The sequence below is a fragment of the Paenibacillus sp. FSL H3-0286 genome, assembly GCF_045040705.1.
Lineage (GTDB): Bacteria > Bacillota > Bacilli > Paenibacillales > Paenibacillaceae > Paenibacillus_AQ > Paenibacillus_AQ odorifer.
This window is the reverse complement of sequence record NZ_CP150285.1, coordinates 5,288,757-5,302,373: the sequence shown is the minus strand read 5'-3', so window position 1 is coordinate 5,302,373 and position 13,617 is coordinate 5,288,757. Positions and strand designations below refer to the sequence as shown.

The following is a 13,617-nucleotide window of genomic DNA, read 5'->3' as shown; positions in this document are numbered from 1 at the left end:
AAGGTCAAAAGGGTCTTTATTAATAATTTTCAAAATACATCCAGCTCACATTATCTTCCTTAAGTTTCTAGTGTTGGAGGAATAATGTTTGTTCCGTTGTTCATTTGTCCCCTTGTTTTTGGGTTATTTGTACGTAAAATGCGGAAATGTACCTATCGTGGAACTCGTTCTTCCTTTATGATCATCCCGTAAAGAAAGCGCTATCAAAGAAATTTTAACCACATTTCATGAGGGGGTAAGGATAATTTGAAGCGAATGGGAAAAAAGCTGGGAATGAGCCTGTTGGTATTTATAATTGCAGCAGCGCAGTTCGGTTTCACAGGAACGCAGGGCAATGTGGCACTAGCAGCTGAGAAAAGTATGGCGCAAAAGCCGTATATGGGCTGGAGCAGTTACAGCATGCAGGTGTACGACGGTGCAGGTAACTGGACTTCGGCCGAAAGCATTAAGAAACAATCGGATGTTATGCATGAGAAGTTGCAAGCCCATGGATATGAATACATCAATATTGATGCGGGCTGGAATGGCGACATGGATGAATACGGCAGACCGATTCCAAGTGAGACCTTATATCCTAACGGATTTCAAGAGGTCATCGACTATGTTCATAATAATGGACAGAAAATTGGAATCTATATGATTCCGGGGGTATCCATCGATGCCTATAATCGGAATCTTGAGATTTACGGGACTGGTGGCCAATGCCGCATACAGGACATTACAGCCAAGCCGCTTACCATTATGGATTATTGGAATTCCTACACTTATAAAATTGATTTCACGAATCCATGTGCCCAGAAGTATGTGGATTCTATTGCCGATATGATTGGCGAGTGGGGCATTGATTTCGTCAAATTTGACAGCGTGACTCCTGGCTCGGGGATTGATAACTTGAGCCGTGATGCGCGCGGCGATGTTGAGGCATGGTCTAAGGCTTTTGACAGAAATAACATCTGGTTTGAGCTGTCCTGGGCGCTCGATCACAATTACGTGGATTTCTGGAAAAAGTATGCCAACGGTTGGCGAATTGACTGGGATGTGGAAGCTTACGATGGCAGTGGGCTGACAGCCTGGCCGAGTATTTCCCGCTTGTTCCCCAAAGCAGCACTTTGGTGGAGGGATGCAGGTCCTGGGGGTTGGAATGATTTTGATTCGCTGAACGTTGGTAACGGATCTATGGATGGTCTGACCAAAGACGAGCGGAAATCCGCGATGACATTCTGGTCAATCTCTTCCGTACCACTGTATACAGGGAATGACATGACTAGGCTGGACAGCTATGGTCTAGAATTGCTTACCAATGATGAGGTAATTGCCGTAAATCAGGCAGGACGTCCAGGCCATCCGGTATCTATGGATACCCAGCAGCAGGTTTGGTATGCCAATAATGGAGATGGCACTTACAGCGTAGCTCTGTTCAATCTGGGCAGTCGGAGTGCGGAGGTGAAAGTCAAATGGAGTGATCTCGGCCTTGAAGGCCCGGCTTCCGTTCGCGATTTATGGAGTCACACTGAGCTGGGAGACTTTGAGAAGGAATTTAGCGGAGGGATACTTGAACCTCATGCGTCACGGATGCTTAAAGTTACAGCATTAGGTGGCACCTCTACAGTCAATGATGATGATACAGGTATGCGCTACAGCGGGGATTGGAAGCGTAATGGCGGCAAAGAGCTGCTAGAAGGAAAGCAAGATTTGAGCATTACGATCAAGGATTCCTCGTCTGCTCCGTCGATGGCTTCACAATCGGATGTTACGTACTATGGGACTGACCCGTCTGAGAATTCGTCTGCTGCGAACAAGGCAACGGTCACCAATGTAGTTTACATTAATGATAATGACAGCGGCATTAAATATAATGGCGCATGGCAGGTAAGCTCATCTCGAGGATTGGGTGATTATAGAGACGATGTGCATTATGCCGAGAAGAACGGGGATTCCTTTGAGTACACCTTTACGGGCACTGGCATTGACCTGCTGACCGAAAAGCATGAATCTCAGGGAGATATGATTATTACGCTGGACAATGAGGCTGCACAGACCGTTAGTGCTTATAAAACTGGATCAAGAGAGGTACAGCAAAATCTGTACAGTGTCTCAGGACTGGCTAACGGCTCTCACAGGCTTAAAGTGGTCAAAAGCTCAGGTGATTTTATGCTGCTTGACGCATTTAAGGTGACTACAGAAACTCCAGCAGGAGAACAGAATAGTACCATTACTCCGACATCTGCTCGATTCGACCAAGCAATAGAACAACAAGAGGATGTTACTGTCACTCTGAATTTGAATGGTAATACACTGAGCGGTATTGAAAATAATGGCGAGGCACTATCGGAAGACGATTTTACGGTGACGAATGATAAATTGACCATTCATAAGCAATACCTTGCGCAGCAGCCGGCAGGCACAACCGACTTGATTTTCATTTTTAACACTGGTGATCCACAGACCCTGTCGATACAAATTAGTGATTCTACAGGCATTCGTTATGTGATGATTAATAACGATGATTCAACAGTTAAGTACAATGGCACTTGGAACCGCAGCAGTGGCAGAGGATTGGGTGACTATAAAGACGATGTGCAATATACGGAGCAGAATGGTGATTCTTTTGAATATACCTTCAGAGGAACGGGGATTCAGCTGTTCACAGAGGTAGATGAGTCACAGGGTGATATGGATATATATGTTGACGATCAATTTAAGGAAACCGTCAGTGCCTATCATCATGGACAAATGTCACTTCAGAACCTTTACAGCATTTCTGGCTTACCGGATGGAATGCACACGCTCAAGGTTGTGAAGAAATCAGGCAGATTTATGCTCCTTGATATGCTTAAGGTAGAAATTCCGAATATGATTAATCCGATCGCTGCCAGCTTTGATAAAGCTGCTTCCGCTCAGGAAGATATTGAGGTGACATTGCTGCAGCAAGCGGAAAGCTTTGCCGGTATTACTAACGGATTATATGATCTGGTTCTCGGGACTGATTATTCAGTAGCAGGTAACCGTGTTACACTGAATAAATCTTATCTTGCTGCACAGCCAGTGGGGACGCTGAACCTTAAGTTTACTGTGGAGGGAGATTATCTTAACGATGTTCACTCCACATCAGTGGACGGTGATTTCTTTGAATATACCTTCAAGGGTACCGGAATCAGCCTGATCACACCTATGGGTCCAGAGCAAGGTGATATGGATATTTATGTGGATGGACAACGGGTCCAAACCGTGAATGCGTATAGTCAGAGCCGCCTGACCCGTCAGGGAATTTATAGTATTTCGGGATTGGAGGGCGGGATACACACGCTTAAAGCTGTGAAGAAATCTGGTGATTTCATGCTGACGGATCAATTGAAATTCACAGTTTCAACGAGTCCTGCTGTATCTCCGACACCAACGCCAAGTCCGACACCGACATCAACTTCTACACCGACACCAACACCAACATCAACGGATTCGGGTGGCTCATACATTCCAGCTCAGCCATCTTCTACACCTGCCCTGACTCCGACGCCAACTCCGGCAACTGGAAATGAGGATGGATCTGCAGGGAATGGCGGGCCTAATCCGATCCGTCATACCGCATATATCAAAGGTTATCCGGGTGGGTTCTTCCAGCCGGAGCACGAAATTACGCGTGCTGAGATGGCAACGATTCTTGCCAATGTTGCTGAGAAGGAGGCTACTGGAGCAGGGGTTGTGTTCAGTGATGTGCCTTCTGGTTACTGGGGTGCTGATGCCATAACCAAAGCAGCGAAGATGGGACTAATGAAGGGTTACAGCGATGGCACCTTTAAACCTAATCAACCATTGACGCGTGCAGAAATGGCCAGTCTGGTGACCCTGCTTAGAACGGATTCGACGCAGAAGGGCTCCGGTTTCTCTGACATCAATGGACATTGGGCACAGGCGGCGATTTTGCAAGCCCAAGGTACGGGCATTTTGACTGGTTATAATGACGGGACTTTCCGTCCTAATGCCAAGCTTACTCGTGCCGAAGCTGTTGTGGTTATGAATAGGGCTTTGGGCAGAGGTCCTCTAACCAATGTAACAAATCCACAGTGGGCAGATGTTCCGGCAACGCATTGGGCCTTCGGCGACATTGAAGAAGCTTCGACGGATCATGTCTTTACATCTGGATCAGAGGCCAGAGATCAGAAGAAGAACTAATTGTCTAGCCAAAGCATTGAAGAAGGGGGGCCGTTACTGGCCCCTTTTTTCTAAATGACAGGAGGGCCACGCACTATAGATAAAATATCGGAATTGCCGATAAAAGGCAGTGATAACGGCGTAGATCGCTGTTTTTTTCCATTTCTGAAGAGGTGCAGAAGGGTGAAGTGAGTTCAAACCCTTGACTATGAAGCAAAATGTTTTAATCTATGGTAATGATAGCGCTATCGAAATGTCATACTAAGGGAGGCTAACTACGCTGAAATATTCCAATATCTTTCGTAAATTTCTAATCTCTTATGTGGTCATTTTGGTCATACCCAGCATTGGCGGGTACATGTCCTATCTAACCTCGATCTCCGTGACACAGTCCATCTCGATTGAGAATGGAGTCACTCAGCTTCAGAAAAGTCAGGAGATATTGGAGCGCCGTATGGCGGAGGTTGAAGGCTTTACCAGGCAATTGGCGGTCAACCAGGAGCTAAATGTTCTTATGAATGAAAGTGAAAATGAGACGAATGTGTATGGGATTTGGAAAACGATGCGGAATGTTTTGACCTTCGGCCAGACTAATGATTTTTTGCAAAACTATTATATTTACCTAGCCAACTATAATCTTATCCTAACCCCAGGTTCGACCTATCGTCCGGAGCATTACTATTCTAATTTCAACTATAAGGATCTTTCGTTACAGGATTGGAGAAAAGAAGTGCTTGAGACAACCCACCGCAGCGAGATCAAGCCACTCAGTGATTTTGTCAGCAGGGGGATGCAAACCTCGGTCATTACCTATATGCAGTCACTCCCCTTGGATAGCTTTAATGATTCCTCGCCGGCTGTCGCAGTAGTGATTATTGATGAAAAAAATATTTCCAGCCTGCTTTCAGGCCTGACCGAGCGATATGGGGGTTGGGTGCATATTAGTGATGCTAAAGGGAATACGATTGTTCTGCAAGGAAGTGATGAGCAGAAAATGGTCAAAATGCTCGACGATCCAGCTTTTGATAAGAACAAGGTCAGTCAGTTTTATAAGGATGATCTGGTGATTACTACCCGTTCCGATTCCAATGGCTGGGTGTATCAGACCGGGATTCCTCAAGATATTTTGATGGAGAATGCTAACAAAATCAAGAGAATCTCCATACAAATTACGGGAGGCACTCTAATTATCGGTTTGATTGCCGGACTGATATTAGCTTACCGTAACAGCGCGCCAATCAACCGTATGCTCAGTGTCATGAAGGAGCAATTCGGCAAAGAAGAAGCCTCGGAGAGAAATGAATTTGACTTTTTGAGCGGCAATATAGCCGATATGATTACCAAAAATAAGCTGCTCGAGTCCGAGCTTAACCGCCAGCTTCCTCTGGTTCGAGATGCCTTCCTGAAACGGCTGATTGCCGGCGAATTCAAAACGCGGGATGAAATTATCTCTGCCGCCAAACAGGCGGATATCAGCATGAATCAGAATACTGGCTACGTAGGAATTGTTCAGATTAACGGTTATGCGGGTATGGACAGTGTTGAAATTCTGAACGAGCTGAGTGCTTCCCGGCTGCTGCTGAAACAGACCTTGGCTGATCTTGGCGTGGATGTCTTGATGACGGATATGGGCTCTGATAAAGTTGTAACGCTGTTCTTTTCTAGGGAAGACGGAGCTGACAAGGAACAGGAAGCAGCGAATATCACCCAGACGATGGAGGAGCTCGCTACAAATGTCTTTAATGAGTACCGCATTACCATTCTGGCGGGCTTCGGGGATCTATTCACAGAGGTAACAGAGGTTAGCCTTTCGTATGATCAAGCGAAGCAGGCACTGGAATATGCTGTTTATATGAATAAAAAAGGGATTATCTGGAGCAGTGAAGCTCAAATTGAGAATACAACTTATTATTATCCGCTGGATTCGGAGCAACGGTTAATCAGCACGATTCGAGCCGGAGAGCTTGAGGAAGCCAAACGGATTGTGCGTGCGATTATTGCTCAGAATATGGAGCAGCGAGAATTATCCATCGAAATGAAGCACCAGCTTGTCGGGGAAATGAAGGGGACTTTTCTCAAGCTATTGGATCAAAAGGCATTTACCGAATATTCAGATATCGAGAGTGTCAAACGGCGGGTCATAGACATTGGCTCATCAGAGTCGCTTGAGACGATCCAGAACGAATTTTTTGACATTATGGAAGAGCTGTGCGGACTCATTGCGAATAAAAAGAAAGATATTCATATTCAAATCATCAAGCAGATTAAGGACTACACAGCAAAAAACTATTCGGATACGGAACTAACCCTTTACCGGGTGGCGGAACAGGTGGAGCGGCCGGAAAAATACATTTCCCAGCTGTTTAAAGAGGTCACGGGTGTTAATTTCTCCGACCATTTGATAAAAGTCAGAATGGATCAGGCCATCATCCTGCTCAAAGAGAGCGGATTAACGGTGGATGAGATTGCCGTGCGGGTGGGCTACAACAGTTCACATTCCTTCAGACGCGCATTCAAAAGGTTGATGGGTGTCTCCCCGAGTGCCTATAGACAATCTGTGGATGAATAAAAAAATATGCCATAACATAAGGCTGCACTGTCCACTTTGGATGATGCAGTCTTTTTCTGATTTCAACCCGGCAATTCGGAAAAATGGCCGTTCTACTGCTATTTTGTGCTCCTCAGATAGGGCGATTTGTACGCTGAAGCACCCAAGTGTACCTTTCTTTTGGAGATAAAAGTCATCTATGATCAATCCGTAGAAAGCGCTATCACAAATCACAGACATCTGCTTAGGGGGAATTGTTCTGGAGAAAGAATTAGTACTACATCGCAAGTCGTTGCCGAAAAGCAAAGGCCCCGTATTCTTACAAAATGCTCGCAAAAGCATAAAAAAGCACTGGCAGTTACATCTGCTTGTGATTCCGCCTTTGCTGTTTTTTATCATCTTCAAGTATTATCCGATGCTGAACACTGTCCTAGCCTTTAAGGACTATAACGTCATAAAAGGGATATGGGGAAGTCCATGGGTCGGATTTAAAAACTTCCAGCTCTTCTTTGAGAATCCGCAGTTTTGGACACTGCTCAAGAATACTATTATGCTTAGTGGCTATCAGCTGCTGGCGGGTTTTCCAATCCCGATTATTCTTGCGCTCATGATTAATGAGGTACGGGGAGGAAGGTTTAAGAAATTCGTTCAGCTTGTATCGTTTGCCCCTTATTTCATCTCGACGGTTGTCATGGTGTCAATCGTTATGCTCTTTCTGGCCCCTCGGCTCGGTTTTGCCAACATTGCACTCAACTTCTTCGGACTGGATTCTATTAACTTCCTAGGTGAACCCGGCATGTTCCGTTCGATTTATGTGTGGTCTGATATTTGGCAGACAGCGGGCTACAGTGCAGTCGTATATTTGGCAGCGCTTGCAGGGATAGACCCAACACTTTATGAAGCTGCCAAAGTTGATGGAGCCTCGCGGTTTCAAAAAATCCGCCACGTCGATTTGCCAGGGATTGTGCCAACCATCGTTATCATTCTGATTCTGAATGTAGGGAATGTAATGGCGATTGGCTTTGAAAAAGTCTACCTGCTACAGAACCCGCTTAACCTCGTTAATTCTGAGATCATTGCCACGTATGTCTATCGGGTCGGCCTGTTGAATGCCAATTACAGCTTTGCAACTGCGGTGGGCCTGTTCAACTCCATCATCAACTTGGTTCTCTTATTTACAGTAAACGGTCTGGCGAAAAGAATCACTAAGAACAGCATCTGGTAGGAAAGGAGCTCATCTATGGCAGCAGCAGTTCAAAAAAAGATTAAAGAATCCGTCGGCGACAAAGCGTTCCTGATCACAATCTATATCGTGCTTACTCTTGTGGTAATCGCTGTACTTTATCCGCTTATTTTTATCATCAGCAGCTCAATCAGTAGTCCGGCAGCCGTGACCTCTGGTCGTGTCTGGCTCTGGCCTGTAGATATATCCTTCAAGGGTTTCAAAGTATTGCTGAATACGCCTGAGATTATCACTGGTTATGGAAACTCAATTTTCTACACCGCAGCGGGAACGCTGATTAGTATAACTTTAACGGTCATGATCGCTTACCCGCTGTCTCGAAAAGGTTTTTTCGGACGAAATACACTGATGATGATCATTACCTTCACCATGATCTTCAGTGGGGGGCTAATTCCCACCTATTTGGTAGTGAAGGAGATGCATCTGATCGACACTCGCTGGGCGCTGCTGATTCCGAACGCCATTTGGGTCTGGCAGGTCATTATTGCCCGCTCCTTCTTTCAATCCTCGATTCCGGAGGAGCTTTTGGAAGCTAGTGAAATCGACGGCTGTAGTGATATGAGATTCATCTGGAGCGTAGTGCTTCCCTTATCCAAGCCGATTCTCGCAGTGTTGGTGCTTATGTACGCGGTAGGTCAATGGAATGCCTATTTCGATGCGTTGATTTATCTGAAATCAGCAGATTTGTTCCCCTTACAGCTTGTCCTGCGAAGCATCATCATTCAGAACAACAGCGCTGGTGGGGCCATGGACGTGGGGAAACTGGTCGAGAAACAACAGCTTTCCGAGCTGCTGAAGTATTCCTTAATTGTGATTGCCACCTTGCCGGTACTTGTTATCTATCCTTTCGTACAGCGTTATTTTGTACAGGGGATGCTTGTTGGTTCCGTCAAGGGTTGATCTTAGGAGTCTCTTTTTTGGAAAGGAGGTATGCCCGGAGTACACACTTAAGGTATCATCGTATCACCTGCTAAATTACAAAAGGGAGTGATAATATTTGAAGAAGCAAAGCTTGATTACTTTACTAATTCTGGTCATGGCATTTACGGTTGTAATTAGCGGATGTGCAAATAAAAATACAGATAACGCATCCAGCACGCAGCAGGGTTCTGGTTCGGGTTCGTCTGGCAAGCCGGTTGAGATCAGCGTGTTCTCAGTTCAGGAATCCGGCATCGACCTTCCGACCAATAAATTCACAAAACATGTAGAAGAGAAATTTAATTTCAAATTCAACTGGCAGATCAACCCATCGGATGGTGCTCAGGAAAAACGCCAGATCTCACTGGCGAGTGGTGACTATCCGGATGCTTACCTGCTTACTCACTATATTGATCAATTCTCACAGGCCGATCTACTGAAATACGGTAAGCAAGGTGTACTCATTCCTCTAAATGATCTGATTGATAAATATGCTCCAAATATTAAAGCAGCCATGGAAAAGAACTCTGACCTAAGAACGCTTAATACTGCACCTGATGGCAACATTTACGGACTTGTAGCTTATACAGAATGTTTCCACTGTTCCTATCCTAGCAAAATGTGGCTGAATACTGAGTGGATGAAAAAGCTTAACTTGGAGATGCCGAAGACCACTGAGGATTTCAAAAATGTACTGAAAGCCTTTAAAACGCAAGACCCGAACGGCAATGGCAAAGCCGATGAAGTGCCGCTAAGCGGTTCCATCGAGGAGTTCGGCGTACGGATCGTACCTTTCTTGATGAACGCATTTGTTTATGATGATGATCGTAATTACCTGAACATGAAGGATGGAAAGGTGCAATCTGCTGCCATTACTCCGGAGTGGAAAGAAGGATTGACCTATATTAAATCCCTGTTTGACGAAGGGTTGATTGATCCGGGTGCCTTTACACAAAACGCGGAAGCTTTTAAGAAAATCGGTGAAAATGCTGATGCAGAAATTCTAGGTGCAGGTGCAGGTATGCACCCAGCGATCTTCGTAAACATCGACCCGGGGAATACCCGTTCAGCACATTACAACCCGCTGCCTCCGATTTCGGGACCTCAAGGAATTTCCTATGCGACTCATGATGGAGGCGGCGTAGTCCCGGGTGCAAAATTCGTGATCACAAACAAAGCAAGTGAAGAAGCACAAATTACACTGATCAAGATGGTGGATTATATGTTTACACCAGAAGGCCAAACGAATGGCGCAGCTGGCCTGAAGGGAACCGATTGGACAGATCCGGTTGAAGGCGATGTGGCGTTGGGTAAAGATGTTAAACCGATGATCAAACTAATTCCAGGTGAAGAAGGCGCAGCACCACGTAATGCAGGCTGGAGTGGTATGGCTCACTTCTATGAGCCTAAAGAATACCGTGATACTTACGTTCAAGGTACCGACATCTTTGCTTCTGATGGTTATGAACGTAGACTGTATGATGCGACTCTGCTATACGAAGGTCATGAGCCTAAAGAGTTATTCCCCATCTGGTCGATCTGGATTGATCCAAGTGAGATTGATGAAGCCAGCTTGCTGCAGACAAATTTGAAAAATTACATCGAACAAAATGAGCTGCAATTCATCACAGGCAACAAGGATCTGAACAAGGACTGGGACGCTTATGTAAAGGGATTGCAGAACTTGAAGCTTGACCGTTATCTCGAAATTTTACAAAAGGCTTATGATACTTCAAAAAAATAAATATTGAAATCAGAATCAGGTGCTGTATGATAGACCCCGCACCTGATTTCTTGATTTCAGGGGAAAATATGGGTTTTTGTGGATGGAGGTTGAGTTATGACAGACGAGAATCATTGCAATCATTCATTTGTAGTTCCGCGCCGTGGACTACCTCAAATTAACGGCAGGCTTACGGAAAAAGGGACTGTAACCGTTGCCTTTTTAGGCGGCTCAATTACGGAGGGGGCAGGTGCTTCCGAAGCAGACACATATAGCTGGAGAGCACTCACTGGTAAGTATCTTCAGGAGCGGTTTGCGGATCAGGAGTTCCGCTTCATCAACGCGGGAGTGGGGGGGACGAACTCAACTTTAGGTGCTCATCGATTACAGGAGCATGTCCTGCAGCAGGGCACAATTGATTTGTTATTCGTTGAATTTAGCGTCAATGACGGCAATGACCGGGAAGAATCCATTAGAGGGATGGAGGGCATTGTCCGCCAATGCAGGCGGTTGTCACCGGGCACTGATATTTGCTTTTTGTATACAGCAGCAGAGAAGAATCTCTCCGGGAGCAATCCCTTTAATATTGCTGTCCATGAAGAAGTAGCTGAACATTATCAGCTTCCCTCTGTTAATTTTGCAGCTAGAGTCTATGCGCAGCTAGAGGCGGAACAAATGGAGTGGACTAAGCTGGCACCGGATGGATATCATCCCAATGATGAAGGTCATGCGCTGTATGCCTCTTTTTTGCGAGAGTATCTGGAGACAGCGCTTGTTCCTAACAAGACGAATTTGAGTAGCGAAAGCTCTTTAGATATTCCACCTTTGGCGGAGCAAAATTATGAATACGGCAGCCTGCTTGATTTCCGTGCGGCTGATCTTGTGAACGGTTACGAACTTCGCGAACTGGCTGCAGGAGATCCGCTGATGAACTGGCGTTTTGGAACAGAGCATCTGTATACCCATAGCAAGGAGGCTGTTTTTTCTTTTACAGTGACCGGGCAAAGCGCAGGCTTGATGCTGCTCTACGGACCGGATAGCGGGATTTTTGAATATTCGCTAAATGGCAGTTCTTATAAAGCTGTGAACTTATTCGATGAATGGTGTCCGCTTGCCTTTCGGCCTATTATCGCCATGTTTCCGATCCAGGAACAACGTCAAGAATTGCATGTTTCAGTACGCATTACGGGGCTGAAGGATGAACAGAGTAAAGGCACCAGTCTGCGTATTCTGAAACTGCTGCACAATTGATTATTTTAAGCGGAGAGATTATACTGCCAAATATTAAGCGTTTACAAAAAAAGAAAGGCGGTGCCGATGATTACTTCTGCTGAGAATAACGCCTTAACTGCTCCTGCTGTAATCCGCCTGACGGATTATGGAGTGCTGCCGGATTCTGGTTTAGACGCGCAGCCAGCCATGGTTCGGGCTATACAGGCTGTCGCTGAAATTCCCGGTCCGGTACTACTGGATTGCCCGAAGGGCTGCTATCATTTCTATCCGGACGAGGCCATCCGCAAACCTTATTTTATCTCTAATACTGCCAGTGAAGAAGAGAACAGGGATGTCAATAAAACCATCGGTATTTTGCTGAAGGGACAATATAATTTAACGCTGGAGGGCAATGGTTCATTATTTATTTTTCACGGCAAGCAAACGATGCTCCTGCTGGATGGCTGCAAGAATGTGGAGATCCGTAATTTACATACCGACTATGCCCGGCCAACTGTGACGGAGATGACGATTACCGAAAGCGGTGACCATTCGTTCGATGTCCAAGTACATCCCGATTCACGTTATGAGATTAGGGAGGATAAGTTGGTCTGGATCGGTGAGGGCTGGAGCTTTTCTGAAGGCCCAATGCAGACTTATGATCCGCAGCGCAATACGACTTGGCGGATGGATAACTGGCTGGAGCAGGCAGACACTGTCGAGGAACTGGAGCCGATGAAGCTCCGTCTGCATTTTAATTTTCAGCCTGAGGTTATTCCGGGGCATGTTCTACAAAGCCGTGACGGCATCCGTGATCAGGTGGGCGTATTCATTACGGAAAGCTCGAACATCATCTTGAGCGATGTTGGGCTACATTTTCTGCATGGACTTGGCATCGTTGGCCAGTTCAGCGACAATCTCAGCTTCCGCCGTATGGATCTCTCATCGCGTCCGGAAACGGGACGAACGGTCACAGGCTTTGCGGACTTTATTCACATGTCTAGCTGCCGGGGAAAGGTGATCATTGCCGATAGTAATTTTTCCGGTTCACATGACGATCCCGTTAATGTCCATGGTACTTATCTGCGGATCGTAGAGCAGCCATCGGCGAATGTAGTAAAGGTCCGGTTCATGCATCATCAGACCTACGGATTCATGGCTTTCTATCCGGGGGACGAAATTGAATTTGTTCGCTCCGGTTCATTGACCACTTATGCGGCTAATGAAGTGGTCGAAGTGAAGCGGCTAAATCCACGCGAGCTTTTGTTGACGTTGGCTCATCCGGCTCCTGATGATATAGGCAGCCATGATGTTATAGAGAATGTTACCTGGACTCCAGAGGTTGAAGTCACTAATAATCACTTCGCGAGAGTACCCACCCGCGGTATTCTTGTGACAACCCGGCGCAAAGTGGAAATTAAGGGTAACATTTTTGAACGGATGCATATGAATGCCATTCTGATTGCAGTGGATGCTGAGTCCTGGTATGAATCCGGCAAGGTGGAGGATGTGATCATCAGCGGCAATCATTTTCTGGAATGTGGAAGTCAAAAGCATCCGGTTATCTTTATTTCGCCGGAGAATGTGGAGATAGATAAGCGTGCTCCCGTTCACCAGAGAATTGTCATCACGAATAACAAGTTTGAAAGTATTGATGTGTTGGCCCTTAGTGCCAAGAGCACCTGCGGACTGGTCTTTAAGTGCAATGGAATTCTGGCAGGCAGTGGTGAGGCGAGTCTTTCGAATCTTGATGATGCGATTGAATTAAATGCCTGCAGTGAGGTTGAAATTACTGATAATTTATTAAATGACAGATGGTGAGGA

General features: G+C 45.9%; 7 protein-coding genes. All 7 read left to right on the top strand.

Annotated elements, in window-relative coordinates:
• Nucleotides 1-255: 255 nt before the first annotated feature.
• The 7 genes from MHB37_RS23800 (at nt 256) to MHB37_RS23770 (ending at nt 13,614) form a co-directional block, all read left to right on the top strand.
• Nucleotides 256-4,170, top strand: coding sequence for a X2-like carbohydrate binding domain-containing protein (locus tag MHB37_RS23800; protein ID WP_256715820.1), 3,915 nt, complete (start codon nt 256-258; stop codon nt 4,168-4,170).
• Nucleotides 4,171-4,507: 337 nt separating this feature from the next.
• The gene (locus MHB37_RS23795; protein WP_081387824.1) at nt 4,508-6,718 is read left to right on the top strand and encodes a helix-turn-helix domain-containing protein; all 2,211 of its coding nucleotides are present in this window, start codon (nt 4,508-4,510) and stop codon (nt 6,716-6,718) included.
• 349 nt (nt 6,719-7,067) lie between these two features.
• Complete coding sequence (locus MHB37_RS23790) at nt 7,068-7,922, top strand: sugar ABC transporter permease (protein WP_038574727.1); 855 nt, start codon at nt 7,068-7,070, stop codon at nt 7,920-7,922.
• A 15-nt stretch (nt 7,923-7,937) separates the two neighbouring features.
• On the top strand, nt 7,938-8,840 hold the full coding sequence (locus MHB37_RS23785; RefSeq protein ID WP_036683268.1) for a carbohydrate ABC transporter permease: 903 nt from the start codon (nt 7,938-7,940) through the stop codon (nt 8,838-8,840).
• Between the two features lie 136 nt (nt 8,841-8,976).
• Nucleotides 8,977-10,602 carry an extracellular solute-binding protein gene (locus MHB37_RS23780; RefSeq protein WP_076128949.1) on the top strand — a complete coding sequence of 542 codons (1,626 nt, stop codon included), beginning with the start codon at nt 8,977-8,979 and terminating at the stop codon, nt 10,600-10,602.
• A gap of 96 nt (nt 10,603-10,698) precedes the next feature.
• On the top strand, nt 10,699-11,832 hold the full coding sequence (locus MHB37_RS23775) for an SGNH/GDSL hydrolase family protein (RefSeq protein ID WP_076128927.1): 1,134 nt from the start codon (nt 10,699-10,701) through the stop codon (nt 11,830-11,832).
• A gap of 66 nt (nt 11,833-11,898) precedes the next feature.
• Nucleotides 11,899-13,614 carry a right-handed parallel beta-helix repeat-containing protein gene (locus MHB37_RS23770; RefSeq protein WP_081393648.1) on the top strand — a complete coding sequence of 572 codons (1,716 nt, stop codon included), beginning with the start codon at nt 11,899-11,901 and terminating at the stop codon, nt 13,612-13,614.
• The last annotated feature ends 3 nt before the right edge of the window (nt 13,615-13,617 follow it).

Bases quoted from the DNA above. Each gene is read 5' to 3' on its own strand.
- MHB37_RS23800 (WP_256715820.1), top strand. From the start codon at position 256: ATGGGAAAAAAGCTGGGAATGAGCCTGTTGGTATTTATAATTGCAGCA.
- MHB37_RS23795 (WP_081387824.1), top strand. From the start codon at position 4,508: ATGTCCTATCTAACCTCGATCTCCGTGACACAGTCCATCTCGATTGAG.
- MHB37_RS23785 (WP_036683268.1), top strand. From the start codon at position 7,938: ATGGCAGCAGCAGTTCAAAAAAAGATTAAAGAATCCGTCGGCGACAAA.
- MHB37_RS23780 (WP_076128949.1), top strand. From the start codon at position 8,977: ATGGCATTTACGGTTGTAATTAGCGGATGTGCAAATAAAAATACAGAT.
- MHB37_RS23775 (WP_076128927.1), top strand. From the start codon at position 10,699: ATGACAGACGAGAATCATTGCAATCATTCATTTGTAGTTCCGCGCCGT.
- MHB37_RS23770 (WP_081393648.1), top strand. From the start codon at position 11,899: ATGATTACTTCTGCTGAGAATAACGCCTTAACTGCTCCTGCTGTAATC.